The organism is Alloactinosynnema sp. L-07 (genome assembly GCF_900070365.1).
GTDB lineage: Bacteria > Actinomycetota > Actinomycetes > Mycobacteriales > Pseudonocardiaceae > Actinokineospora.
The window spans coordinates 3,400,332-3,426,915 of the sequence record NZ_LN850107.1 but is presented as its reverse complement, the minus strand read 5'-3'; the positions used below and the strand labels follow the sequence as shown (position 1 = coordinate 3,426,915).

The window sequence follows — 26,584 nt, the reverse complement described above, 5'->3', positions numbered from 1 at the left end:
GTTATGTGTGGCGGACACCGAGCCGCCGACCAGCAGACTACGCGCGCCGAACCTGGGCACTAGGCCGCGGACCGATCCTGTCCGCAAGTGATGTCAGGGTGGTTCCATCGACACCGACGCCCTCGAACGGAGCCACCCCGATGAGCCGCCACCTCCAGGTCACTTTCGACGCCCAGGACCCACGAGCCCTGTCGACCTTTTGGCGTGAGGTGCTGGGCTACGTCCACCCCGGCCCGCCCGGCGTCGACCTGCCCGAGGGCGCCGACCCACTGGCCGCGTGGGACGACTTCCTGGCGCGCGTCGGCGTGCCGGAGGACCAGCGCAACACGAGGTCGGCCATCGAGGACCCGGATGGGGAGGGGCCGCGGCTGTTCTTCCAGCGAGTGCCGGGGGACAAGGTCGCCAAGAATCGGGTTCACCTGGACGTCCGCGCCGCGCCCGGCCTACAGGGAGAGGAGCGGATGGCGGCGTTGGAGGCCGAGTGCGCCCGGCTCGTCACCCTGGGCGCGACTCGGGTGGAACGCCACGAGCCCGCAACCCCGATGAGCGCGGGCCACATCGTGATGACCGACCCCGAGGGCAACGAGTTCTGCCTGGACTGACACGGCCCACGTACGTCAGGGCCGCACCGCGGGCCCGAACCCCGTCCACCGCAGGTCGCCGTCCAGGTGACCCATGTCGTTGTGCACCAGCAGGGTCGGCGCGACGCCGTCCCGGTACTCGATCGCGGTCAGCGCGGTGTTGCCCACGGGCAGGCCGAGCCAGGACACGGGCGGCGCCGCCAACGCGTCCCGGACCAGCCACGCCACCGGGTAGGCGTGCGTCACCAGCACCTCGTGGACCTCGGTCTCGGCGGGCCGCGCGAACCGCGCGACGAGCGCCTCGGCGATGCGGGTGCCCGAGGCGGCCTCGGCGCTGTCGTAGCCGTCGAAGAACCCCGCCCAGGCGGGCGGCACCGGGTCCGGGACGTACGGCACGTGGTCCACCAGTTCCGCGGCCTCGGCCACGGACGCGGCGGGCAGGTACGCCTGCAGGATCCGCGCCGTGGCCACCGCCCTCGGCAGCGGCGAGTGCCATACCGCGGTCACCGGGAGGTCCGCGAGCCGCTCCCCGAGCAGTGCCACCTGTCGGCGCCCGACGTCGGTCAGCTCGCCGAACGTGTCCGCGGCGCCGTGCCGCACCACGTACACATGCCTGGTCGCCATGATGGTCATCCTTTCGCGGCGAACCGCAAAACATTCATTGGGATGAGGGTGAACCGCAGGTTCGAATGAGTGGCGAGCCGGAGAATGATTCCTCAGTGCGTCCGGGGAATGCCGAGCGTCACGAGCAGGTCTTCGTGCAGCTGGAACCAAACCGTGTGATAGGAGTTGGTGTTGTCGGTGACGTAGTCGATGTCGCCGCCCTTGGCCCGGTCGAGCGCGTCGGTGAGCCTGCGGTGGTAGTGGTCGAACCGAGGCAGGGCGGCGGACAGCTCGGCGCACACGGTGGCCGCGCGCTCGTGGAAGTCCGCGAACAGACCCATGACGCGCGCGTCGTAGTCGGCGGCGGAGTGGTCGTTGGGCAGCATGGTCCCGTCGACAGAGCGCATCTGCCACGCGGAGCAGAGATCGAGCGCCTCCGGGTTGAGGACCATGAACGCGGCGAAGGTCGCCGTCACCGCCTCCCGCGCGCCCGCCCGGTCGAGTTCGTCGGCGATCAGCCGGGCGTCCTCGGCGGTACCCGCCGGGGTGAGTCCCCAGCCGCCGAACTCGCCGGGGGTCTTGGTGACGAACCCGGCCACCCCGAGATCGATCAGCGTGGACTCGACGGTCGACTCGGTGAGGCCGGTCGCCTGGGTAATGCGAAGTGGGATGGTGAAACCCGCGCACCGCAGGAAATGCAGTACCGACAGCGTGGTTCGGTCGGGAAATTGTTCAGACACCGCGCCATGCTATCCGGATAGCGGCAGGTAGCATTCGACGGACGGGCCGATGTGAAAGAACAGGGGGCGAACGTGGGCGCAGCCCCGTTCGGGAAGTGGGTTCACCCGGTCTCCGCCGAGGCGGAGGAAGACGTCAGCGCGCTTGGCGGCAAGGGCAGCGGTCTGGTCCTGTTGCGTCGCCTCGGGTTGCCGGTGCCGCCCGCGTTCGTCGTCGGCACCGAGGCGTGTCGGATCTTCCTTCGCGACGGGCGGTTCCCCGACGGCCTCGACGACGAGCTCGACGCCGCGATCGCGGTCCTGGAGGCCGACACCGGCAGGCGATTCGGCGGGACCGATCGGCCGCTGGTCGTGTCGGTCCGCTCCGGCGGCAGCGTGTCGATGCCGGGCATGATGAGCACAGTGCTCGACCTCGGGCTCACCGACGCCACCACCGCGGCGCTGGCCGCCGAGACCGGTGACCGCCGCTTCGCCCTCGACTCCCGCCAGCGGTTGCTGACCAGCTTCGCCTCGGCCGTGCACGGGCTCGGCGCCGAGGAACTGGCCGCCGCCGCGCGCCGGGGCGCCAGGGCGCCGGAGAGCCCGGAGGCCAACGCCGCCGCCGCGTTGGCCGACGTCGAGGCGTTCCTGCTCGAACGGACCGGCGACCGGGTCCCTGATGACGCCCGAGATCAGTTGGACGTGGCCGTGCGGTCGGTGTTCCGGTCGTGGAACACGCCGCGCGCCCGGACGTACCGCACCCTGCACGGCATCCCGGACGACCTCGGCACGGCCGTGGTGGTGCAGGCGATGGTGTTCGGCAACCGCGACGACCGCAGCGGCAGCGGCGTCGCGTTCAGCCGCGACCCCAACACCGGCGCGCGCACCCCGTTCGGCGAGGTGCTGTTCGCGCGCCAGGGCGAGGATGTCGTGTCCGGGACGTCGGCGACCGAACCGCTCGGCGAGCTCGCCGAACGGGAGCCGGAGGTCTGGGCCGGGCTCCTGGACGCGATGGGCCGCATCGAGGAGCACTACCGCGACTCGTGCTACGTGGAGTTCACCTTCGAGAGCGGCCGACTGTGGCTGCTGCAGGTCCGGCGCGGCCGCTTCACCGGGGGCGCCGCGACGCGGGTCGCGGTGGACCTGGTCGACGAGTCGGTCATCACCCGCGACGAGGCGCTGCTGCGGGTCTCGCCGCAAGACCTGCGCGCCCTCCACACTCCGCGCGTGGACACCGCGGCCGGGGCCGTCGTGCTCACCCGAGGCCTGGGTGCCTGCCCGGGCGTCGCGGTCGGGCGCCTGGCCACCACCGCGGACAAGGCCGTACGCATGGCGGCGGACGGCCCGGTCGTGCTGGTGCGTCCGCACACCTCGCCCGCGGACATCCATGGCCTCGCCGCGGCCGCTGGCGTGGTCACCGCCCACGGCGGCCCGGCCAGCCACGCCGCGGTCGTCGCGCGTTCCATGGCCAAACCCGCGGTCGTGGGCGCCGCCGACCTCACGGTGGACGCCGCCGAGGGCCAGGTCCGCGTCGGCGCCCGCACCCTCACTGACGGCGACACCATCACCATCGACGGCGGCAGCGGCGAGGTCGTCCTCGGTGAGTCTCCGGTCACCACCGCGACCGCCGACCCCCGGCTGCACCGCCTGCTCGACTGGGCCGACGAGGTGTCCGGCCGCACGGCGGGCACCGAACAGGACCGCCTGGAAGCCGCCCACGCCGTGCTGCGCCCCGACGCCTGACCACTGTTGACATCAGCCCACTGCCCGCCGGGCAGCGGGCTGATACGCGTTGGAACGAAGCTCAGGCACCGTCGCGCCTGCGCCTTCACCGAGCCATTATCCGCGGATGAAATAGCCTATCGACATATTGTCACATCTACATGTCGCGCTTTTATAATATGGCATTCGGAGCAATTTGTGCCACGCAATCGGTGGTCGTGCTAGATTCGCGAACGACTCCATGGCGGGTGCCTTCGGCCGTCGCCGATGTCCTCTGTCCTGCAGTGGTGGAAACGCGAATTGGGGGAACTTTGTCCACGGAACTCCAGTTACGTCCGCGTATGGGCGAATCCATGCGGGAAATAGTGCAGGAGTCAAGCACCCTGTTCACCATGGTGCGAGCGCTGGGCTCTCCGCTCAACGTCGTGCTGCCGCGCCAGATAGTCGACAACGTGGCCGAATATCGCCGCGTCTACGCCAAGCACCACCTCTCCGGGGGTGTCTACTTCGCGCACAAGGCGAATCGGTCGAGTGCTTTTATCAGGGCGTTGTCGGCCGAGGGGACCGGCGTCGACGTCGCCTCCCTCGCCGAACTCCAGCATGTTCTCGCCTCCGGGATCCCCGGCGAGCGGATCATCGCCACCGGGCCCAAGAGCGCCGAGTTCCTCTGGCTCGCCGCGCGCGTCGGGGCGTTGATCAGCGCCGACTCGCGCGAGGAACTGATCGAACTCGGCGCGCTGGCGGTCCGGGCCAGGGTCACGCTGCGGTTGTCGGCCTTCGAGTCGACCGGTGTCACCGTGCTGAGCAGGCCGAGCCGGTTCGGCGCGCACGTGCGGGAACTGCCCGGCCTGCTCGACGTGCTCGACAAGCACCGCGACACCCTCGACCTGGTCGGGGTGGCCTACCACCTCGACACCAACGGCCTGCCGGAGAAGGCGCTGGCGCTGGAGGGCTGCCTGCACGCGATGCGGGAGTGCGCGCGGCGCGGGTTCCAGCCGACGGCCGTCGACATCGGCGGCGGGTACGGCGTCAGCTATCTCGACGACCTCGCCGAGTGGGAGAACTACACCACCGAGCTCAACAACGCCGTGCTCGGCAAGCGGCCCGCCCTGACCTGGCAGAACCACGGCTACGGCCTGCGCGCCGAGGCCGGGACGCTGCGCGGGGCGCTGGGCCTGTACCCGGGGTTCCGGCCGGTCGCGGGCGCGCGCTATCTCGATGAGCTGCTGTCGCGGGACGCGCCGTCGCTGCGCAGGCCGCTGGCCACGCTGCTGCTGGAGAACCTCTACGACCTGCAGATCGAGCCCGGCCGCGCGCTGCTCGACCAGTGCGGACTGACCCTGGCCAGGGTCGAGGAGGTGCGCCGGATGAATTCCGGCGACACCCTGGTCCGAATCGCCGCGAATTCACGCGACATCAGCATGGAAGACCACGCGGTCATGATGGACCCGCTGCTGGTCAAGCCGCCCGGCGCCGACCCCGGCCCGCCCACCGGGGTTTATCTGTCCGGGAACCTCTGTCTCGAAGACGATCTCATCACCCGCCGCAAGGTGTTTCTCCCCGCCGCGCCCACGCCCGGTGATCTGCTGGTGTTCGCGAACACCGCGGGCTATTTCATGGATTTCGCGGCAGATCACGCGCTGATGCAGCCGATCGCCCGCAAGGTGGCGATGTTCCGCGCCGGGGAACAGTGGCAGTGGTGTCTCGACGAAGAATACTGGCCGACGAAGGACGAACGAGCATGAAATACGACAGCATCACCGACGTCATCGGCGACACGCCATTGGTCCGGATCGCACCCGAGGTGCACGGACTGCGCAACATCGATCTCTACGCGAAGATGGAGATGCTCAACCCGTTCGGCTCGGTCAAGGACCGGCCGGCGTGGAACATGGCCCGCGCGGGGCTGGCCGAAGCCGTCGAGCGGGGCGACTCGATCGTGGAGCTGTCCAGCGGCAACACGGCCAAGGCGCTGGCCGTCATCGCCGCCATGCACGGCCTGCCGTTCAAGAGCGTCACCAACCGGATGAAGGTCCCCGAGATCAAGGACCTGCTGCTGCTGTTGGGCGCGCAGATCGAGGAACTGCCCGGACAGACCGAGTGCCTCGACCCGACCGACACCGAGGACCCGCTGACCCGGATGTACCGGATGCTCTCCGAGGAGGGCAACGGCTACCTGCACACCGACCAGTACTTCAACCCGCTCAACCTCGACGCGCACCGCTCTGGCACCGGCCCGGAGATCATCAAGGATCTCGGCGGCCGCACCCCGGACCACTTCATCGCCTGCGTGGGCACCGCCGGGTCGTCCTCCGGGGTCACCGCGGCGCTGCGCGACCACAACCCGGAGGTCGACATCATCGGCCTCGTGGCGAACAAGTCCGACTTCATCCCGGGCATCCGCAACATCGACGAGGTCAACGAGGTCGGCCTGTTCGACCCCGGCACCTACGACACGATCGAGTCGGTCACCGCGCAGCAGGCCATCGACGGGATGCTCACGCTGAACCGCCGCTGCGGGATGCTCGGCGGGCCGACCGGCGGCGCGGCGTACTTCGGCGCCGTGCGCTACCTGGCGATGCTGGACGAGTCGCTGACCGAGCGGCACACCGCGGTGTTCATCGTGTGTGACCGGGTCGAGAGCTACATGAGCTATGTCCGCGAGCGCAGGCCGGAACTGCTCAACCAGCCCCCGCGCGCCAACTCGGTGGCCTCGCTGACCGCGGCCGAGATCGACGCCGCCGACGCGGTCGACGTCGACCACGCACGCCAGTGGATCGCCGAGGCGAAGCCGCTGGTGGTGGATCTGCGCGGGTCGTTCGCCTACTCGGCGCTGCACATCGAGGACTCGGTCAACATCGTCGACGAGCTGTTCGAGGAAGTGCTGCACGGCGGGCTGCCATTCGGGGCGGGCAAGCCGGTGCTGCTGGTCTGCCCGGTCGGGGAGAAGTCGGCGCGGTACGCGGCGCTGCTGACCAGGATGGGCCACCGGGACGCGCGCAGCCTGCGCGGCGGCGTGGTGGCGTGGCGGGACGCGGGCGCTCCGCTGGTTCGGGACTGACATGACCACCCTCACCTCGCCGCTGGAGCGGCTGCACGACTGGCAGTGCGATCTGCGCGCGCAGTTCCCCATCCTGACCGCGAATCCCGCCGTGGCCTATCTCGACAGCGCGGCCACGGGCCAGAAACCGCGCGCGGTGCTCGACGCCGTCGCCGAGTTCCTGACGACGACCAACGCCAACATCGGCCGCGGCTCCTACCCGTGGGCCAACACCGCTACCGAGCGCGTCGCCCAGGTCCGGCAGCGGGTCCGGCTGGCGCTGGGCGACACCGCGGGCGACACAGCGTCCACAGTGGAGTTCGTCAGCGGCACGAGTCACGGCCTGCGCGCGGTCGCGAACGACTGGCTGGCCGACATCCTGGCCGACGGGGACGAGATCATCGTCCCGTTCGGCGACCACCAGGCCAACCTGCGGCCGTGGCTGGACCTGCGGGACACGCTGGCCTTGCGCGGCGTGCGGATCGGGGTCGTGCCCATGCCGGTCGACCCGACGTCCGGCGACTACGACCACCGCGCGCTGCCCGCGCTGGTCACCCCGCGGACCCGGTTCGTCGCGGCCACCCACGTGCACCACGTCTACGGCGCGAACATGAACGTGCACCGTATCCGCGAGGCGGTCGGACCGGACGTGCCGATCTGCCTCGACGCGGCGCAGAGCGTCGGCCACGGCCCGGTGTCGGTCGCCGACCTCGACGTCGACTTCATCGTGTTCTCCGGGCACAAGATGCTCGCGCTGACCGGGGTCGGCGCGGTGTGGGCGCGCAACCGGCGCGGCCCCCATTTCGCGCTGCGCGGCTGGGAGGGCACGCCGAACACGGCCGGGATCGTCAGCCTGGGCGCGGCGTTCGACTGGCTCGACGCCGCGGGCCTCGACCGCGTCCGGGAGTGGTCCACGGCGCTGGGCGTGCTGCTCACCGACAGCCTGAGCCGGATGGCCGACGTCGAGGTGCTGGGCTGCCAGCGCAGTCTCACCGCCGACTCGGACGTGCAGCGCCGCGAGGGGATCGTCACGTTCCGGCACCGCAAAGTCCGCTCCGACGACCTCGGCTTCGTGCTGGCCGACGAGGGGATCATGGTCCGCGCCGACAGCCACTGCCAGGCCGGACGCGACAGCGCCGACCGCGCGGTCCGGGTGAGCCCGCACGTCTACAACACCCCCGACGAGATCGACCGCCTGCTGTCGGTCGTGCGTCGCTGCGAAGGGATCTGAGATGGGCAAGACCGTGGTGATGGTGGACGTCTACGCGCCGACCCTGGCGCTGGCCGTGGCGTTCCTCGACACGGGCGCCTCGGTCGTGCGGGTGCAGAGCACGGTGGACGCGCTCCCGTTCTACCGCAGCCATCCCGACCTGAGTTGGTTCGCCGACAACATCGTCCACTTCGGTGACGTCGACGCGACCAGGGACGCGGTGGCCAAGCACCAGCCCGACCTTGTGATCACCGCAGGTGAGCCTGGTGTCGAACTGGCCGACCAGCTCAGCGAGGCGCTGGGGCTGCCCACCAACGGCACCCACCACAGCGCGGCGCGGCGCAACAAGTTCGCCCAGAACGAGACGCTGCGCGCGGCGGGCCTGCGGGCCACCCGGCAGCTGCTGGTCACCGGGGAGGACGAACTGCGGGCGTGGCACGCGGGTATCGGCGGCCGGGTCGTGGTCAAACCGATCCGCAGCGCGGGCAACGACGGGGTGACCTTCTGCGCGACGCCGGAGGAGTCGGTGGCGGCGTACCAGGCGATCCTGGGCAGCACCAACATCTTCGCCGAGCGCAACGACGGCGTGGTCGCGCAGGAGTACCTGGTGGGCGCCGAGTACGCGGTGAACACGGTCAGCAGCGGGGGAAGGCACCGGGTCACCGACATCTGGCGTTACGCGAAGATGACCGTCAACGGCGTGGTCGACCGCCACGCGGGGGTGTTCTCGGTGCCGGTCGCCGACGTTCCCGATCTCGTCGGCTACGCGGCGGCGGCGCTCGACGCGCTCGGTGTCGGACACGGGCCCGCGCACCTGGAGATCATGCGCACTCCCGACGGGCCGTGCCTGGTCGAGGCGGGCATCCGGCTGTGCGGCGGCGGCGCCGCGCACTACGCGACGCTCGCGGGTGGGGAGTCCCAACTGGAGTGGACGGTCGACGCATACCTCGCGCCGGAAAGGTTCGCCGAGCGGTACCAGCGTCCGCACACGGTCGAGCGGCACGTCGTCATGGCCTATCTGACGTCCCCGGTGGAGGGAACGCTGGTGGGATATCCGCTGCTGGACCAGGTCCGCGACCTGCCGAGCTTCCACAAGGCACACGTGGGCGTGAATCCGGGGGAGTGGCTGCCGCGCACGGTCGACGACTCGACCGAGCCGCTGATGATCGGGCTGGCGCACCCGCTGGCCGAGGTCGTCGCCGACGACTTCCGCGCCGTCAACTACCTGGACGGACACGGCTTCTACCAGATCGCCGAGTCGTGACACCTCCTGGTTCGACGGATCCGGCGCCAGGACTGGTGCGGGCGGGGCAGGCGGTGGAACCGGTGGGGGGCGGGTGGGACCGGAGCCGGGGCAGGTGCGGGTGACACCACATATCGTCGTGCCGCACCGCTGGCGCGACCGGTACGCCGAGTACGCCCGCCACCTCGACCACGACCGGCACGCGGTCACCTATGTGACGACCGACGTCGGCGTCGACTCGGTGCCGCCGAACGCCGCCGAGGTCGTCGTCGTGCCCGCCACCGACGACCTGCCCGCCGTACTGGCCGAGGTGCGGGCGTTGGCGACCCGCTGGGACCCGCCGACCGGGGTCGTCGCGCTCAAGGAGGACGACCTGATGGTCGCGGCCCGGCTGCGCGCGGAGTGGGGTTGCGCCGGGCCGACCGAGGCCGAGGTGGCGCTGTTCCGGGACAAGCCGGCGATGTGCCGGACGGTGGCGGCGGCGGGCGTGGACGTGCCCGCGTTCGCCCCTGCCGAGTCCGCGGCCGACGTTGTCGGGTTCGCCGGGGAACACGGCTGGCCCGTCGTGCTCAAGCCGCGCTCGGGCAGTTCTAATGCTGTGTCCATGAGCGTTGTCGGGCTATCGGCGGATCCAGGTTTCCGCTGGGCGTGCCGCCGGAATGCCGCTCGTACTGGGTGTACTTGGGCGTTTCGGCGGTGCGGCCTGCGGGAAGCTGGGCCGTCGAGAGCCTGGCAACGTTCGTGGACACAGCGTCGTGCAGTTGCGCGAACACAGACCGAGCGCGCGCTCGTCGGTCCGCTTCGCCGGGCTTGACCGGGTACGCGGTGGTACGCCATCCGCTCGCCTGCCTGCCGGTCGGCGCCATGCAGCTGCGCGAACACAGCCGGCGGAAGCGGAACGCGCATCCGTCGGTCCGCTCCGCCGGGGCTCAGCCGGGTAGGTGGTGGCACGCCACCCGCTGCCCGCCTACCGGTAGCAGCTGCGGCGCCACCCGCTCGCACCGCCTCCGGTCAGCCCCGCACAGCTCCGCGAACACCGGACAGCGGAAGCGGAACGCGCACCCCTCGATTCGCTCGGCCGGGTTCGGGATCTCCCCGCGCAGCGTGTGCCGCGTCCTGGCCCGCTCGGCGCGTACGTCGAGCAGCGGCGTCGCCGCCACGAGCGCCCGTGTGTACGGGTGCAGCGCGGCGTCGAGGAGGGGCGCCGGTCCGGTCTCCACGATCCGCCCCAGGTACATCACCGCGACCCGTTCCACCGTGCGGCGGGTGGTGGCGATGTCGTGGGACACCATCAGGAACGCCAGGTCGAGCCGGTCGCGCAGGTCATTGAGCAGGTCCATGATCCCGGCCCGCAGCGCGGTGTCCAACGCGGACACCGGCTCGTCGAGCAGCACGAGACGCGGGGCCGGGGCCAGGGCGCGGGCGATCGCGACCCGCTGGCGCTGGCCGCCGGACAGCTCCGTTGGCCCGCGGTGCGCGCTGTCGGCCGGAAGGTCCACCAGGCCCAACAGCTCCTCGACCCTGGCCCGGCACGCGGCCCGGGACTCGCCGTGCACGCGCAGCGGCTCCGCTATCAGGTCGGCGACGGTCATGCGCGGGTTCAGCGATCCCGCCGGGTCCTGCGGCACCGTCTGGACCTGCCTGCGCAGCGCGGCGCGGTCGGCACGGCTCAGCGCGGCGAGGTCGTGGCCGAGCACCTCCACCGAGCCCGCCATCGGCTCCCGCAGCCGCAGGACTTCGCGCAACACCGTCGTCTTGCCGCAGCCCGACTCGCCGACCACCGCCACGGCCTGACCCGCCGCCAGCTCCAGGTCGACCCCGTCGACCGCGCGGAGCACGCGGCCGCGGCGCAGCGGGAAGTGCCTGCGCAGCCCGGTGATCCGCAGCACCGTCGCACCGCCCGCGCGCCGCGGCTGGGTCGGCAGGGACCGCGCGGTCAGCAGCTCCCGCAGGTGGGCGCTGCGGGGCCGGTCGAACAGCGGCTCGACGTCGCCGTGTTCGACCAGGCGGCCATGGTGCAGCACCGCGATCCGGTCGCACGCGCGGGCGACCACCCCGAGATCGTGGGTGATCAGCAGCAGCGCGGCGCCCGTGCGCCGCCGGACGTCGTCGAGCAGGTCGAGGATCTGGGCCTGGATGGTGACGTCCAGCGCGCTGGTCGGCTCGTCGGCGATGATCAGGTCAGGGTCGTTGGCCAGCGCCATCGCGATCGCCGCCCGCTGGCGCATCCCGCCGGAGAACTCGTGCGGCAGGGCGCCTGCCTGGCGGCCGGGGTCGGCGATGCCCACCAGCTCCAGCAACTCGACGGCCCGCTCGCGCGCGGCCCGCCGGGACAGGCCGCGCTGGTGGACCGTGACGGCCTCGGCGATCTGCGCGCCGACGGGGATCACGGGTGTGAGCGCGGCCAGTGGATCCTGATACACCATCGCGATCCGCCTGCCCCGGATCGCCGACAGTTCCCGGTCCCGCAGGCCCAGCAACTCGCGGCCGTCCAGGCGCACCGACCCGGACACCGCCGCCGCCGCGGGCAGCAGCCCGAGCACGGCGTTCGCGGTGACCGACTTGCCCGACCCGGACGCGCCGACCAGCGCGATTGACTCACCCCGGTCGATCGCCAGGTCGAGGCCTTCCACCACGCGGCGCGCGCCGAACGTCACGGCCAGGTCGCTGATCTCCACCAGAGCGGTCATCCCGTCCCCTCCTCGCCGCGCAGACTCTCGCCGACTAGGGCGGTGGATTCACCGCTGTCGACCGTCAGGTCGAGGCCTTCCACCACGCGGCGCGCGCCGAAAGCCACCGCTAGGTCCCCGATCGTCAGCAGAGCGGTCATGTCGTCCCCTCTTCGCCGCGCAGCCCCTCGCCGACCAACCCGACACCGATCACGGTGACGACCAGAAATCCCACGGGGGCGAGGAAGACCCAGGGGAATGTGAGCGCCGAGCCGGTGCCCGCCGCCACCAGCGAGCCGAGCGAGACGTCCGGCGGCTGCACCCCGAACCCGAAGTAGCTCAGCCCCGCCTCGGCGAGGATCGCGGTCGCGACGTTCATCGTGCAGTCGATGGCCAGCAGCGGCAGCATCTGCGGCAGCAGGTGGCGGACCACCACCCTCGGCACGGACGCGCCCATGTTCTCGGCGGCCACGACGAACCCCGACGACCGCAGCGCCCGCGCCCTGGCTCGCAGGGCGCGCGCCGTCAGCATCCATTGGAACGCCGCGATCGGCACGACCAGGACCAGCCAGGACTGCCCGCGCAGCGTGGGCGAGACGACCGCCACGATGAGGATCGACGGCAGGACGAGCAGAACGTCCACCACCGTCATCAGCACCCGGTCGGCCAGGCCGCCCAGGTACCCCGCGAGTGTGCCCACCACCGCCGAGAGCACGGTCGTGACCACGGCCGCGAGCAGCCCGAGCACGAGCGACTTCTGCAGGCCGCGCAGGCACTGGATGAGCACGTCCTCGCCCAGCCGGGCCGTGCCGAGCGGGTGGGCGAGCGATGGCGGGGCGAAGATCGCGTCGAGGTTCTGTTGGGCGTAGTCGTATGGCGACAGGGCGGGCCCGATGACGGCCGCCGCGGCCAAGGCGAGCAGCAGGCCCACGCCCACCGCGAGAGTGCGGCGCTGGGTGGTCGTCATGTGCGAGTCCTGGGGTCGAGCAGGGTCAGGGCGATGTCGGCCAGCCAGCCGACCACGGCCACCAGCACCGCCAGCAGCAGTGTCGTAGTGGCCACCACCATCGCGTCCTGTTCGCTGATGCTCGACAGCATCCAGTCGCCCAGGCCGTGCCAGCCGAAGACACGTTCGGTGAACACGCCGCCCGCCAGGTGCAGGCCGAAGCTGAACGCGACCAGGGCGGTCATCGGGATCAGGGTCATCCGCAGCCCGTGCCCGCGCACCGCCTGGCCGCGTCGCAGGCCCTTCGCCCTTGCGGCGCGCAGGAAGTCGCTGTTGAGCACCTCAAGCATGGCGGCGCGCTGGTAGCGGCTGTAGAAGGCGATCTGGGGCAGGGCGATGGTGATCGTCGGCAGCACCAGGTGCCGGACCCGGTCGCCGATGTCGGCCCAGCCCGTCAGCGCCGAGCCGGGCGTGGTCTCGCCGGAGAACGGAAGCAGGTCGGTGCCCGCGGCCTGGTTCATCGGCAGCCACAGCATCTTCAGCAGCGTCCCGAGCACGAACACGGGGATCGCCAGCAGCACCAGCGCCCCGAACATCGACAGCTGGTCCGACAGCCGCCGCGCGCGCAGCGCGCCCCACACGCCGAGCGCGATGCCCAGCACCACCGCCAGCACGCTGCCCGGGGCGAACAAACGCAGGCTGGTACCGGCCCGCCGCCACACCTCGTCGGCGATGTCGGCGCCGCCGACGGTGAGGCCGAAGTCGCCCGCCGGGACGCCCGCCAGCCAGTGCAGGAACCGCAGCGGGATCGGCTCGTCGAGACCCAACGCGGCCGACCGCGCGTCCAACACCTCCTGCGGGGTGGGCGGCTGGGTGGCGCGCAGCTCGGCGAGCGGGTCGAAACTGAGCGAGGCCAACAGGAACGTGAGGAACGTCGTGGCCAGGCACAGCGCGACCCGCCCGCCGAGTCTGCCGATGAGCCGCGGCGTCACTTCATGAACCCGGCCACGGCGAACCCGTAGACCCCCAGCCCGCGGGCGCCGTAGTTGGCCAGGTCCTTGCGCACCGCGTACGCGCCCGACTCCGGGTACAGCGGCAGGTGGTGGGCGTGCTTCCAGGCCAGCACGTCGATCCGGTCGGCCAGCTCGGCGCGCTTGGCTGGGTCGAACTCGGCGATCGCGCTGTCGTAGAGCCCGTCGATCTCGGCGATGTGGATCCGACCGAAGTTGTTGCCCGCCTTGTCTCCCACCGGCTTCTGGAACACCGGCCGGTCATGCGAGATCGGATACGGCGACTTCGTCCACTCGAACGCGATGATGTCGAAGTTGCCCGGCAGCAGGTAGGTGTCCTGGAACCGTTCTGTCGGCACCGACTCGACCTTCGCCAGCACGCCGATCGCGGCGAGCTGCTCGGTGATCACGCCGGACACCGTCCGCCCGGTCGGCGTCGCCTGCACCACGAATCGCAGGCTCAGCGGCTTGCCGTCCTTGACCCGCACACTTCCGTCCAGCTTCCAGCCGAGCGAGTCGAGCGCGCCCCGCGCGGCGGCCGCGTCGAAGGGCAGCACCCCAGAGTTGTCCTTGTGGCCCGCGTATCCGGGCGGGACGATGTGGTTGCCGACCGCCTTCGCGCCCGGCGCCATCGGGCCGACCAGCACCTTCGTGACGGCCTGCGGGTCGACGCCCTGGGCGATCGCGGTGCGCAGCTTCTCGTCTGCCAGCAGCGCGCCGTCGGCGCCGTTGAACGTCAGCTGGCCCGCGCGCCGTTCGGTGGCCTGCCGGATCTCCACGTCCGGCATGGCCTTGGCGCGGGTGAAGAGATCGATGTCACCGCCGATCGGATACAGGTCGATGCCGTGGTTGGCCAGTTCGTCGGCCCGCGCGGACGGGGCGAGCACGCGGAAGATGATCCGGTCCAGCGGCGGCTTCTCCTGCCACCACTGGGCGTTGCGACGCAGGGTGACCGTCTTGGCCGTGGTGTCAACGGTCGCCACCTCGAACGGCCCAGCCGTCACCGTAGGCCCGGTGAGCCACGACTTGTTGAACGCCTCCGGGCTCGCGGTCAGCTCCGCGGGCACCAGCGGGCGGAACAAGCCGGGCCAGTCGGCGAACGGGCGGGCGAAGGTGAGCACCGCCTCCCGGTCCGACCCGCCGCGCTCGACGCTCGCGACGTCGCGGTAGCCGACGTGGTTGTTCACCTCGAACCGCTTGTCCTCTCCGCGCAGCGCAAGCCAATGGCCGTGCAGGTCCGTCCAGGTGAGCGGCCTTCCGTTGCTCCATTTGGCGGCGGGCGCGATGGTGTAGCGCACGACCTGCGGCGCGGTGGACACCAGTTCGATCTTGTCGAAGAACGCCTTGTTGAGCAAAGGAATGCCGTCGGCGCCGTCGAGGAACGCGCTGGGCAGGATCGCCTCGGCCAGCTGATAGTTGACCACCCTGGCGCCGTTGACCTGCTTGGGGTTGAAATTGGCAGGCAGCGCGTCGATCGGCACCCGCAGGTCGCCGCCCTCGCGCAGCGCGGACCTGGGCTGGGCGTTGACATCCGGCTTCCCGCCCGCCGCCGGACCGGGCGCGGCGGGTGCCGATCCGGTCGCCGCGCATCCCGACACCGCCAGCACCGCGGCGAGCACAGCGCCGCCCAGCGCGACGGCCTTGCGCCGAAACTCCATGTGTCCGTACTCCTCGTTGTTTCGGCAATGCCTTGGCCTGCCTTGCGAACCTCTGAGCGCCGCGACCGTAACGCAAAGGGTAATCGTTTTCAATAAGGTTCGGATGTGAGAACGGTTTTCATTGTCTGTGCTAGCCTGCGCGAGTTCGTCGACTCGCCCTGAGGGGGGCCCGATGCATCGAGGTGCGCGTGACTGAAGTTCGTGACCCGGAGGCCCTCCACCCGCAAACCCTGTGGCGGAACCGGAACTTCAGCCGGTTCTGGTTCGGCGAGACGGTCTCGCTGTTCGGCGTGCAGGTCACCAACCTGGCCCTGCCGCTGACCGCGGTACTCGTCCTGCAGGTCACCCCCGAGCAGCTGGGTCTGCTGCGCTCGTTCGCGTTCCTGCCGTTCCTGTTCTTAGCCCTGCCGTTCGGCGTGCTCGCCGACCGCAAGGCCAAGCGGCCGCTGATGATCTACGCGAACCTGGTCCGCGCCGTACTCGTCGGCCTGGTCCCGATCCTGGCCGCGCTGGACGCGCTGACCCTGCCCGCGCTGGCCGCGATCGTGCTGGTCATCGGCGTGTGCACGGTGCTGTTCGAGGTGTGCTGGCTGTCGTACGTGCCGGTCATCGTCAGCCAGGAGCACTTGGTCGCGGCCAACGGCCGGGTCTCGGCCTCGTCGTCGGCCGCCGAGTTCGCGGGGCCCGGCCTGGGCGGCCTGCTCGTGCAGTGGCTCACCGCGCCCCTCGCGCTCGTCGCGAACGCGGGGTCGTACCTGGTGTCGGTGGTGTCGCTGTGGTTCATCCGGGTGCCGGAGGTCGTAACGCCGTCACCCAAACGGCACATCGGCAAGGAGATCGCCGAAGGCGTCAAGTTCATCGTCGGCCAGCCCTACCTGCGCGTGCTGGCCGTGGCGGGCGCGGCGTTCAACTTCTGCTACATGTTCGTGGAGGCCCTGTTCGTCATCTACGCCGTCCGCGAACTGCACTTCAGCCCCGGCCTGATCGGCCTGATCGTCGCGATGAGTGCCATCGGCGGCGTGCTCGGCGCCGCCGTCGCGTCCACTTTGGTCAGACGGTTCCCGTTCGGCAAGGTGTACGTCGGCGCTGTGGCCGTCGGGTACGCGGGCCCGCTGCTCATCCCGGCGGCGGCCGGGTCGACCCTCACCATCGTCATCGGCGTCACCGCGGGCTTCTTCCTCATGCGCGCGGGGCTGGCGGTGTCGAACGTCGCGGGGACAAGCCTGCGCCAGGCGGTGACGCCACAGGCGCTCATGGGCCGGATGACCGCGGGGATGCGCACCATCATGTGGGGGATCGGCACGACGGGCGCCATCGCGGGCGGTGTCGTCGGCGGCTACCTCGGCCTGCGCGCGGGCCTGTGGGTGGCGGCGGTCGGCTTCCTGCTCGCCGCGCTGCCGATCGTGCTCTCCGCCATCCCCCGCCTCAAGGACATGCCCACCCGCGAGCAGGCGTCGTAGGCGGGACGACCGGTTCAGGCGATGAGCAGACGCACGCCAAGCTCCGCCGCGTCGAGATCGACGGAGTCGCGGTTGCTTTCGGCCCACCGGCCGGATGCGAGGTCCTCACGGAGGCAGCGCACTGCCCGCTGTTCGGCGACCGGCCCGACTCTGGCCCAGACCGACATTCCGCGGCGGATATCCTCATCCAGGTACGCTTCGGGCCTGCGCCAGTAGGCTTCGTAGAAGCCGTCCGCGCAGTCCCACGGAATGAGCACCGGTTCCACCCGGGCTCCGATCGAGCGGGCCAACTCGGCCAGCGGCGGCCTGCCGACGAGAAGGCCTGCGCGCTCGGGCAGATAATCGCGATCCAGCCAAAACAGATCGAGGGCACTGAAGTCCTTCGTGAACACCACCACGCGGCGAGCGACACGCCGCATCTCGCGCAGACCCGCCATCGGGTCCTGCCAGTGATCGATGGTGGCGAAAGCCATCGCGGCGTCGAAGGACTGGTCGTCGAACGGAAGGCTCTCCGCGAAGGCGGCCACGCACGGCGCCGCGCCCGCGGAGCGCTGCGCCCGCATGATCGCCGACGGCTCCACCGCGGTGACGTCACGGTCGGGCGGCTCGTAAGAGCCGGTTCCCGCCCCGACATTCAGCACGGTCCGCGCATCGCCGAGCGCGGCCCAGACCTGGGACGCGATCCGCGGCTCGGTACGCCGCGTCACGGCGTAAGCGGCTCCGATGGTGTCATACAACGACATGACACTGCCCTCCTGACTCTGGCGCCTGCTTCGGAATGAACGGGCCGGGGCACACGACGGACAAGAACCACCTCGCCAGTCTCCCCCAGCCTGCAGTGATCACCTATCCGGCGTGGGACGCGCGGAGGTGGGTGAGGACGGCGAGGACACGGCGGTGGCCGTCGTCGGACTCGGCCAGGTCCAGCTTGAGGAGCACATGTCGGACGTGTCCTTCGACTGTTCGCTCGCTGAGAACCAGGCGCCGGGCGATCGCGGGATTGTTGAGTCCTTGCGCCATCAGTGCCAGGACTTCACGCTCGCGGTCGGACAGCGCCGAAAGCGGGTCGTCGGTGGGACGCGGCCGCATGAGAGCCCCGACGACCTGTGGATCGAGCGCTGACCCACCGTCGGCGACCCGCCGAGCGGCATCGAGGAACTCGTGGACGGCGAGCACGCGGTCCTTGAGGAGGTAGCCGAATCCGCTGAGGTTCACGAGGGTCATCGCCTGTGTGGTGTTGATGTGCTGGGACAGCACCAGGACTCCGATCTCCGGGTGCGTCTGCTTGATCTCGCGTGCGGCTTGGGTGCCTTCGTCGGTGAAGGTGGGCGGCATTCGTACGTCCACCACGACCAGGTCGGGACGGTGTTCAGTCGTGATGTCCAGCAGCCGCGTGGCGTTCCCGACCGCGGCCACGATCTGGTGGCCGCGATCCTGGAACAGCCGTGCCATGCCCTCGCGAAGGAGAACCTGGTCCTCGGCGATCACAACACGCATGGCAGCTCCGCGATCACAGTGGTGCCGGATCCGTTCTCGCTCTCGACGCGGATCCGCCCGCCCTGGGCCGCGACCCGGTCGGACAGTCCGCGCAGGCCGGTTCCGCCGGATGGCAGTGCGCCGCCGACACCGTTGTCGCGGACGGTCATGACGAGGTGATCGTCGAGTCGCTGGGCGCGCAGCTCGACGCCTGTCGCGGCGGAGTGTTTGACGGCGTTGGTCAACGCCTCACAGGCGACGAAGTAGGCGGTCGCCTCGATGTCGGTGGGGTACCGCTCGGCGCCGACATACACGTCGATGGGCAGCGGCGTCCGGCCTGCCAGCTCCCGAAGCGCCATGTCGAGCCCGTTGTCCAAGTACGCGGGTCGGACACCGTTGGCCAGCTCACGAAGATCGGCGATGGCGACGGTGAGCTGCTCGACGGCCGCGTCGATGGTCCGCGCGATGGGGGAGTCCCCGAGCTCGAACTGGGCGTTGCGCAGCACCAGTCCGATGCTGACCAGCCGCTGCTGCGCACCGTCATGCAGGTCGCGTTCGAGCCTGCGTCGCTCCTCGTAGCCCGCGGCGACGATGCGGGCCCGCGAGGCTTCGACCTCGGTGAGCTGGTGACGCACCTCGGCCCGCAGCCTGGCGACCTCGATCGCCAGGCTGGCACGGGTCAGCACCTCGTCGAGCAGACCGGGGGAGTCCTCGGTGGCCCCGGTGTGCACGACAGCCAGGGGCGTGCCCGCCCGTTCGACCAGCCGCTCCGCGCGGCGTCCCGCGACGCTGACCTCGACGTCGCGCCCGGCGCCATCGATTTGGTGCGTGGTATGTGGAAGCAGGTAGCACACCTCGAGGTCCGGTTCGGACATGATCTCGCGCAACAGTTGTTGGAGTGTCTCGGGATCCGCACGCCCGGCGCGCACGTCCTCGAGGAACGCGTCGACCCGGGCGAGGGCGTCGTAACGGGCGCGGCGGAATCGCCGGTCCACGGCGTCCTGGATCCGCGCCCGCAGCGGACGGAACGCCCCGGCGACAGCCAGCGTGGCCCCCGCGGTCACCCAAGGCGAGTCGCGCCCGCCCAGGGCGGCACCCAGCACCAGCGCGGTCGCCAGGTACGCGGCGGTGAGCAGGACGGTCAGCGCACCGTAGACGAGCGTGCGGTTGATGACGACGTCGATGTCGTTGAGCCGGTAGCGCAGGATCGCCACACAGATCGCGATCGGTAGCGCGGTGACGACAACGGCGATGGCGATGCGAACCAAGGCGCTGTCGTTGTAGGCGAAGCCCGCCAACGGGCCGACCACCGCCAGCACGCTGACCACGTAGACGATCCATTTCAGCTGCTGACGCTCGACGCCGGTCGACCGGTGGAACCGGTGGACCAGCGATCCGATCGCGGCCAGCAGAGTGACGTTGAACAGCACCTGCCCGGCGACGTATACCGGCTCTAGCCCGCCGATCGCGTACGGATTCGTACCGGAACCGAACGCCGGGTCGGACGAGTGCCCGAACGCCGCGCCGACCGCCATCAGTGCCGTCGCGACGGCACCGGTCCACACCAGCGCGCGCCTGCCTTGGGACAATGCGCGCCCGGAGGGGAACAGCGTCAGGAGCACCGACGTCGCCCCGATGCCGAGCATGTTCGCCCAGTTCGTGAACCACTCGATCGGCACCGCCCATGGCCACCCCGAGTGGTTTCCGTACCCCTCGGTGAACTCGACCCACGCCGCGTCGAGGCCGATGCCGATGAGCACCCAACCGATGGGATTGTCCCGCTGGTGCGAGGCAATCAGGGCACCGGCCAAGGCCAGCGCCACCGCGTGCAGGGCATACAGGACGGTGTCGTAGCTGGGTTCCAGCCCGACCGAGATGGGCACGGACGCGACCGAGACAAGGCTGGTGACCACGAGGAACGCCGCGGGCAGCGGCCTCATCCCCATCCTCAGCATTCATGGATGATCGCAACGCCCTCGTCCGCGGACAAGAGTGCAGGCACCTGCCCGCGAACGAGTGCCCGCCCGGATGACCCACCACGATGCCCTGAGCCACCGTGACGACGTCCGACAAACGACGTCACGTGGAACCCGTCATGACCTCACCACGCACCACCGCCCTGGTCGCTCTGCTGATCACAGCCTGCGCCGTGCTCTACACCGCGAGCGCGGCCCTCACTGGTTGGAATCCCCCACTCGGCTGGCTGATCCAGTCCGTCATCCACATCGGGGAACTGCTGGCAGTGCTCGCCTTGATCCGCTCACCCGCCCGCCCCGGAGTCATCGCCCGCACCGGCCTGGGCGCCGCGATACTCGGCCAGGCAACCCTCGCGGGCGCCGAAGTGATCTGGCCAAGGAGCCCCGACCTCGCCGATGCGCTGTTCGCCATCGGCCCGACACTCACCGGTGTCGGTCTCGTGGTCGTGGGAATCCCCATACTGCGCGGCAGGCGATGGACAGGCTGGCGGCGGTTCACGCCTATCGCGGTCGGAGCCTACGTCTTCATCGTCCTCACGCCCACAATGATCGGCTCAGGTGGCCCACCGGCCCGCGCCGCGCTTTGGTCTATCGCGGGGTGGGACGTCCTCTGGGCACTCATGGCCATCGCGGTACTGACCATGGCACCCACCACCGGCAGCGCCAGCCATCCCGTCAAGACAAGAGCCAGCTGAACCGGGCCGATCTTTCCCGATCGGTTGCTCCCGAATTACTCCCAGAAACGCCGAACGGCCCGTCGGTGAAGATCACCGACGGGCCGTCTGACCAGCGTAAACGCTCGGTGGGCGATACTGGGATTGAACCAGTGACCCGTTCCGTGTCAACGTAGATCAAAAAGGGTCCTGACCTGCGGAAACCTGCCTTCTGCAGGTGGTGTGGGTGCCGGTGTGCACGGTTGGGAGCCGTTGGGTGCGGTTGAACGCGTCCGGCGGCTCCCAATTTGCTCCCATGCGGTGCTCCCAGCGGCGGGTCAATGTGCGTTTGTGCTCCTGGTGTGATCCGGCTGGGATCGCACCGGTCGGGGTGCCGGGCCGGCCGCTTGATCGGGTGGTTGTGCCGATTCGGCGCCGAGGACGCGACGGTTTCGCCATCACCCGCACGAACTCGCACAGGTCGAGCACGACATATCCGCAGGTCACCTGTGCGAGTTCGTGCGGGTGATGGCGGAAGTCTCGTTTCGCCGGACGGGAACCTCTTCGATGGGCACATCACGACAAGTGCGCGTGCCGAGTGCAAGGGGTGGGACTTCTTATGATCAGGAAACCGTTGGACGCTGACCGTGTCGCGGGCGGCGAAGCGGACACCATTGGCAAGGGAATGGGGGCGCGGTTCCTGCGGACGGTGTTGGCCGCGCTCGTCTTGGCGTTCGGCTTCTTGATCCCAGCCGCTGGAACCGCCACTGCCGCGCCTGCCTGTTATGGGCAGAGCTGTTACGGCCAGGATCCCAATGCCATGGGCTGCACAGGGATCGAGACTCTCGACTCGTTCGAACATCCGTCCCGACTCGTCAAGGTCGAGCTCCGCCGGTCCTATGGGTGTAACGCCGCCTGGGTTCGCTACACCAACCCCCACGGACACACCGGAGCCGTGTACACGAAATCGCTGAGCACCGCGGGAATGGCGACGCGTAAGAACTTGGCCGCATATCCGAACGAATCAGGCCGGACCGCCATGGTGTCGTTCAGCGAGACCGTCATCGGCTGCTACGCGTTCTACATCGATTCCGTCGGATGGAACACGACCTGCACGAAGTCGTTCTGAACCCCTGACGAGGGCCCCCGCGGGCGGGGCCCTCGCTTTCACCGATCTTGACCGAGATGAGCACAGATGCCCAATCCGAGATTCAGCCGCAGACATCGAGGGGTCACGTGGCCGCGGCCGGTCGTCGTCGCGATGGCGGCGACGATGATGTTCACCGCGACCGCGGGTCAACCGGCCGTAGCCGCACCCACGCCACAACCGCCGCAGGTAGCCGAGGCGCCCCCAGCGGAGCTCAATCGGTCCACGGTGGACCCCAAGCTGCGCGATGCGGTCCTGCCGAAGGGCTGGGCCCGCTCCGAGGACAGGGCGTGGACCTCCTCCGGGGATCCTGCAGGCCTGCACCTGCTTGTCGCCGAGGCGAAGACGGGATACTCATGGCGGACCGTGGCTACGCTGGTCGAGCCAGGATTCGACACGGATCTCTGGATCGGCAACGTGTGTTTCACCGGTTCCGGCAGGCGTGCCGTGGTCGTCTACGGTCCGCGCCAGTTCGTCAATCGCGAGGAGACCTTCCAGCGCGGTGGGTTCGCGGCCGTGGTCGATGTGGTCGACGGCACGGTGACCAAGCTGGGCACCACGGTGAGCCTCGCCTATCACAACCCTGGCTGTGGAGCGGGTGAAACCGCGGTGTTGGCCCAGAACGGTGGCGCCAAGCTCGGCAAGACCCGGCTCCACGTAGTGGACACCACGACCGCCAAGGACATCCGCACCCACGACCTCGCCGGGCAGGTCACCTCGGCGATTCCGGTAGGAGACACGGTCGTTGCCGCAGGCGGGGCGGGCATCGTCGAGATCGATACCGCGGGTCGGAGCAGGAAGCTGACCGCCACCACGGGCGTGCCGTCCTCCCTGCGCGCCGACGCCGACGGTGGCGTTGCGTTCCTGGAGGCGGCGAGTGACACCATCGCCGTGGCGAAGCACCTGCCCGCCAAGGCGGGCTCGGCCCGGGAAGTCGCGCGTGGTCCGTTAGGGCTGGCCGCGGGCAGTGGCGGCCGGGTCTTCCTCACCGGCACCCCGGTCGGCGCGACCGCGCTGCCCCGGACGATGACCAAGGTCGACGCCGCGCCTGGATCGGATCTCTCGAGCCTCGGCCAGGTCGAGATCACCCGCGGTCAGGCGTCGCGCAGCGCCGCGGACGGAATCACGCAGCCGGTCTCGCTCACAGCGAAGATGACCGGATCAGGCAAGACCGTGGACTTCGGGTTCGCCCCAGCCAGTACGTCGAACGACGCCGCGCGCGCGACGCAGGAGTCCGCGACCGCGCAGGCGGGGTCACCCACGAACCCGGTCGACGAGGATCGCACCTGCGCCGTGCAGCGCAACGACCCGAAGACCCAGGTCTTCCAGCCGCACTGGAAGCAGGTGGAGTGGGCGGTGAACCTGGCGGTGCAGAACGCGCTGACGGTGCCACGGCCCGCCAACTGGAACCAGTCGGGGCTGCCTGCCTGGAGTCCGCAGGCGATCTTGCCGTCGCTCCCGCTGGAAGGTGGCGGCCGGGTTCCGGCCCAGGTGCTGTTGGGCATCCTCGCTCAGGAATCGAACCTGTGGCAGGCGTCCAGCCACGCACTGGAGGGGATGACCGGCAATCCGCTCGTCGGCGACTTCTACGGCAGGCGCGCGTCGACCTCCGACGAATGGTCGGTCGACTGGGCGCACGCCGACTGCGGCTACGGCGTCGCGCAGGTCACCGACGGCATGCGGGTGGGGCAGCAGGCCGAGTTCACCCAGCGGGCGATCGCGGTGGACTACGCCACCAACATCGCGGCGGGTCTGCGCATCCTGCAGGACAAGTGGAACCAGACCTACCGGGCAGGCATCAAGATCAATAACGCGGACCCGGCCAAGATCGAGAACTGGTTCGCGGCGCTGTGGGCCTACAACTCCGGCATCAACCCGCAAGCGCACACCGGAAACACAAGCGGATGCACTCCGGGTCCGACGTGCACCGATTCCAGGGGGAACTGGGGTCTGGGCTGGTCCAACAATCCGGCCAACCCCGACTACCCGGTCTTCCGAAAGCCGTTCGGGGCCGACCCGATGGACGCCAAGAACCCGCAGCGGTGGCCGTATCCGGAGAAGGTGATCGGCTGGGCCGCGTACCCCATCACAAAGTACGACTTCCGCAAGACTGGAACCGCCGGATGGTCCGCGGGCTACAACCAGGCGTGGTGGAACGGCGCCGTGCTGCGGGATACGGCCAGGCCGCCGATCGCCGCGTTCTGCGACAACGGCGCGGACGGAAACCGATGCGACATCAACCAGTCTCAGCCATGCCTGGAGAGCGACTACCACTGCTGGTGGCACAAGCCGGTGACCTGGAAGGTGGACTGCGCGCACTCGTGCGGCAACGAGAACATCCGCTTCCCAACGGACTACCCCGAACCGGTGTTCGCGCTCAAGGCTGAGGAAGAGACCGCCAGGAAGATGCCCGTCGAGCACTACCGGCCCAACTGCGATCCCTTCGATACCGACGAGGGCGGGGTGAACAAGATCCTGGACAACTCGCTGATCATCGACAACGTCGCGGACTCGGTGAACTCGGTCCGACCGGGTTGCCTGCGCAATTGGGTGAACAAGGGCACCTTCGGCTTCACCTTCGCCGAGGACCACACCGGGCACTACCGGTCGAAGATCGATCTGCACCAGCTCGGGGGCGGTCTCGGCGGGCACTTCTGGTTCGGCCACACCAGGAAACCGGGCAGCGCCATGGACATCACCGGAACCTGGAAGCTGAACCAGCCGCTCAACTCCTGGGCGCGGGTCATGGTCCACCTGCCCAGTCACAGCGCTCACACCCAGCAGGCCGTCTACAAGATCGATCTCGGGGACGGCAGCAAGCCACGCGAGCGCATCATCCCGCAGCGAGTCCTCGAACACCGCTGGGTGTCACTTGGTGTGTTCAAGTTCGCCGGGACGCCGAAGGTGTCGCTGGCGAACGTGACCGGCGACGGTGACGGCAACGAGAAGATCGCGTGGGACGCGATCGCCTTCCAGCCGCTGCCGGGCAAGCCGAGGAACATGGTGGTGTCACTCGGCGACTCCTTCGCCTCCGGCGAAGGCGCGTCATCCGATGCCAAGGCTCACTACTACCGAGAGACGGACAACACCGGTGGCGACATTGAGGGTTCCTACAAGGATCCCGGTTACAAATGGCTGTACGGCAATGCCTGTCACCGATCCAAGTACGCCTGGTCTCGGCTGGCGAGCCTAGGCGACGGCAGCACCCCGATCGGTCAGCGGGCCGATGCCTGGGACCCGAACGTGGATCACCAGCTTCTCGCGTGCTCGGGGGCGCGGGCGCAGAATCTGTTGCCCAGCAAGGCATTGGAGTCGAAGCCCGACGAGCAGATCACCGATGCTTGGGGTGACGGCGCCGCGGTGCGGTTCCACGAGGTCTCCCAACTGGACAGGGGCTTCCTCGACGAGAACACCACGGTGGTGACGTTGTCGATTGGCGGCAACGACGCGGGATTCACCGACGTCCTCAAGGCGTGCGTCTTGTCGATCGGCCCTGGCAACTGCCAGGACGAACCGCTGAAGGCTTCGAAGGACCCGCGTCCGCTCAGCGTCACCGGTCCCGAGCTGGTGCGAGACAAGGTGATTCCGTCGGTGGACACGGTGTTGCGGGCGATCCGCAATCGGGCACCGAACGCCACGATCGTGCTGATGACGTACCCAAGACTCATGTCCCGAAGCGGGGTCTGCCTCGGCACGAGCTTCGTGGTGAAGGGCGTGCGGGTGGACGTCGGCCTCAACCCCAGCGAGGCGGCTTGGATCAACGACAGCACCGACTACCTCGACAACCAGTTGAGCAACAAGGTGTCCGCCCTGGCGCTGGAGCTGAACGCGCCGATCACCATCGCCGATCCACGTCAGGAGTTCGAGGGCAAGGCGGTGTGCGGCGATCCGGAGAGCCTGCATAGCTTCGTGGTGACCAGGACCGAAGGGGAGTCTCCCTTGCGGGACGACATACCCGAACCGTTCGACACGATCCGCGCGTCCCAGCAGACCTTCCACCCGAACCTGGCAGGCACCCCGCTGTTCGCGACGGTGCTGAACCGCACCTTCGCCACGATGGGAATCTGACCGTTGAGAAGGACAGGAGTCTCGATGAGATCAAAGAAATTCGCCGCCGCCGCAGCCACCGTGGGGACAGCGATCGCACTGACGCTGTCAGGGGCCGCGCAGGCGAGCGCCGCGGCGGAGAAGCCGGGGGAGGAGATCTGCACCTACGAGGTGACCGTTGCTGGTGGGCTGAACTTCCGAAAAGGCTATGGCACCGGGTTCGACGTCGCCTACCGGCTCAGTCAGGGCACCCGTTTCGAAGCCTACAAGTCCGAAATCTGGTATCAACACGCCGGGTACGGGCGCTGGCGCATGGTCGAGTGGCACCCGGAATGGCTATCGAATGGGATCTTCTACTCGCTCGATGGCCCGTACGCCGCGCAGGTCAACAGCATTCCCTGCTACTACACCTGATCGGGCACGCGCG

At 69.6% G+C, this 26,584-nt stretch carries 22 protein-coding genes; 12 read left to right on the top strand and 10 right to left on the bottom strand.

Annotated elements, in window-relative coordinates; genetic code table 11:
* Positions 1-140 precede the first annotated feature (140 nt).
* Positions 141-602 (top strand): VOC family protein, encoded by a 462-nt coding sequence (locus BN1701_RS15045; protein ID WP_054049366.1) that lies wholly within the window; start codon positions 141-143, stop codon positions 600-602.
* A 15-nt stretch (positions 603-617) separates the two neighbouring features.
* Here BN1701_RS15045 and BN1701_RS15040 read toward each other — a convergent pair whose 3' ends face one another.
* Positions 618-1,205: a histidine phosphatase family protein gene (locus BN1701_RS15040; protein ID WP_054055869.1), complete on the bottom strand. Its 588-nt coding sequence runs from the start codon at positions 1,203-1,205 to the stop codon at positions 618-620.
* Between the two features lie 92 nt (positions 1,206-1,297).
* The gene (locus BN1701_RS15035) at positions 1,298-1,924 is read right to left on the bottom strand and encodes a hypothetical protein (protein WP_054049364.1); all 627 of its coding nucleotides are present in this window, start codon (positions 1,922-1,924) and stop codon (positions 1,298-1,300) included.
* 72 nt (positions 1,925-1,996) lie between these two features.
* On the opposite strand from BN1701_RS15035, the gene BN1701_RS15030 reads away from it, so the two are divergent.
* From BN1701_RS15030 to BN1701_RS15005, 6 genes are all read left to right on the top strand, one after another.
* Positions 1,997-3,643 (top strand): pyruvate, phosphate dikinase, encoded by a 1,647-nt coding sequence (locus BN1701_RS15030; protein WP_172803258.1) that lies wholly within the window; start codon positions 1,997-1,999, stop codon positions 3,641-3,643.
* A 371-nt stretch (positions 3,644-4,014) separates the two neighbouring features.
* Positions 4,015-5,367: a hypothetical protein gene (locus tag BN1701_RS15025; RefSeq protein WP_197672096.1), complete on the top strand. Its 1,353-nt coding sequence runs from the start codon at positions 4,015-4,017 to the stop codon at positions 5,365-5,367.
* Positions 5,364-6,683: a pyridoxal-phosphate dependent enzyme gene (locus BN1701_RS15020; RefSeq protein ID WP_054049356.1), complete on the top strand. Its 1,320-nt coding sequence runs from the start codon at positions 5,364-5,366 to the stop codon at positions 6,681-6,683. The genes BN1701_RS15025 and BN1701_RS15020 overlap by 4 nt, the downstream gene beginning before the upstream one ends.
* 1 nt (position 6,684) lies before the next feature.
* Complete coding sequence (locus BN1701_RS15015) at positions 6,685-7,893, top strand: aminotransferase class V-fold PLP-dependent enzyme (RefSeq protein ID WP_054049355.1); 1,209 nt, start codon at positions 6,685-6,687, stop codon at positions 7,891-7,893.
* A gap of 1 nt (position 7,894) precedes the next feature.
* Positions 7,895-9,136: an ATP-grasp domain-containing protein gene (locus BN1701_RS15010; protein WP_197672095.1), complete on the top strand. Its 1,242-nt coding sequence runs from the start codon at positions 7,895-7,897 to the stop codon at positions 9,134-9,136.
* 100 nt (positions 9,137-9,236) lie between these two features.
* On the top strand, positions 9,237-9,929 hold the full coding sequence (locus BN1701_RS15005; protein ID WP_157367996.1) for an acetyl-CoA carboxylase biotin carboxylase subunit family protein: 693 nt from the start codon (positions 9,237-9,239) through the stop codon (positions 9,927-9,929).
* Between the two features lie 115 nt (positions 9,930-10,044).
* Here the strand turns inward: BN1701_RS15005 and BN1701_RS15000 are convergent, their stop codons facing one another.
* Genes BN1701_RS15000 through BN1701_RS14985 form a run of 5 tightly spaced genes read right to left on the bottom strand, consistent with a single transcriptional unit; the run spans position 10,045 to position 15,398 of the window.
* Positions 10,045-11,805: an ABC transporter ATP-binding protein gene (locus tag BN1701_RS15000; protein ID WP_054049351.1), complete on the bottom strand. Its 1,761-nt coding sequence runs from the start codon at positions 11,803-11,805 to the stop codon at positions 10,045-10,047.
* Positions 11,802-11,945, bottom strand: a complete 144-nt coding sequence (locus tag BN1701_RS35575) for a hypothetical protein (protein ID WP_157367995.1) — start codon at positions 11,943-11,945, stop codon at positions 11,802-11,804. Before BN1701_RS35575 ends, BN1701_RS15000 begins: the two co-directional genes overlap by 4 nt.
* Positions 11,942-12,751, bottom strand: a complete 810-nt coding sequence (locus tag BN1701_RS14995) for an ABC transporter permease (protein ID WP_054049349.1) — start codon at positions 12,749-12,751, stop codon at positions 11,942-11,944. Before BN1701_RS14995 ends, BN1701_RS35575 begins: the two co-directional genes overlap by 4 nt.
* A complete protein-coding gene (locus BN1701_RS14990; protein WP_054049347.1) occupies positions 12,748-13,722 on the bottom strand; it encodes an ABC transporter permease in 975 nt (324 codons plus the stop codon). Before BN1701_RS14990 ends, BN1701_RS14995 begins: the two co-directional genes overlap by 4 nt.
* On the bottom strand, positions 13,719-15,398 hold the full coding sequence (locus BN1701_RS14985) for an ABC transporter family substrate-binding protein (protein WP_054049345.1): 1,680 nt from the start codon (positions 15,396-15,398) through the stop codon (positions 13,719-13,721). Before BN1701_RS14985 ends, BN1701_RS14990 begins: the two co-directional genes overlap by 4 nt.
* 188 nt (positions 15,399-15,586) lie before the next feature.
* Between BN1701_RS14985 and BN1701_RS14980 the strand changes: the two genes are divergently transcribed.
* Entirely contained in the window at positions 15,587-16,858 is a 1,272-nt protein-coding gene (locus tag BN1701_RS14980) for an MFS transporter (protein WP_067520733.1), read from the top strand.
* A 14-nt stretch (positions 16,859-16,872) separates the two neighbouring features.
* Here BN1701_RS14980 and BN1701_RS14975 read toward each other — a convergent pair whose 3' ends face one another.
* The 3 genes from BN1701_RS14975 to BN1701_RS14965 form a co-directional block, all read right to left on the bottom strand.
* Entirely contained in the window at positions 16,873-17,601 is a 729-nt protein-coding gene (locus BN1701_RS14975) for a class I SAM-dependent methyltransferase (RefSeq protein ID WP_082859861.1), read from the bottom strand.
* Positions 17,602-17,704: 103 nt separating this feature from the next.
* Entirely contained in the window at positions 17,705-18,355 is a 651-nt protein-coding gene (locus BN1701_RS14970) for a response regulator transcription factor (protein ID WP_054049341.1), read from the bottom strand.
* The gene (locus BN1701_RS14965) at positions 18,343-20,274 is read right to left on the bottom strand and encodes a sensor histidine kinase (protein WP_054049340.1); all 1,932 of its coding nucleotides are present in this window, start codon (positions 20,272-20,274) and stop codon (positions 18,343-18,345) included. Before BN1701_RS14965 ends, BN1701_RS14970 begins: the two co-directional genes overlap by 13 nt.
* A 155-nt stretch (positions 20,275-20,429) precedes the next feature.
* Between BN1701_RS14965 and BN1701_RS14960 the strand changes: the two genes are divergently transcribed.
* From BN1701_RS14960 to BN1701_RS14945, 4 genes are all read left to right on the top strand, one after another.
* Positions 20,430-21,005, top strand: a complete 576-nt coding sequence (locus BN1701_RS14960; RefSeq protein WP_157367994.1) for a hypothetical protein — start codon at positions 20,430-20,432, stop codon at positions 21,003-21,005.
* Positions 21,006-21,597: 592 nt separating this feature from the next.
* Positions 21,598-22,092, top strand: a complete 495-nt coding sequence (locus BN1701_RS14955) for a DUF2690 domain-containing protein (protein ID WP_172803257.1) — start codon at positions 21,598-21,600, stop codon at positions 22,090-22,092.
* A 66-nt stretch (positions 22,093-22,158) separates the two neighbouring features.
* Complete coding sequence (locus tag BN1701_RS14950; RefSeq protein WP_157367993.1) at positions 22,159-26,178, top strand: GDSL-type esterase/lipase family protein; 4,020 nt, start codon at positions 22,159-22,161, stop codon at positions 26,176-26,178.
* 24 nt (positions 26,179-26,202) lie between these two features.
* On the top strand, positions 26,203-26,571 hold the full coding sequence (locus tag BN1701_RS14945) for a hypothetical protein (protein WP_054049330.1): 369 nt from the start codon (positions 26,203-26,205) through the stop codon (positions 26,569-26,571).
* Positions 26,572-26,584 lie beyond the last annotated feature (13 nt).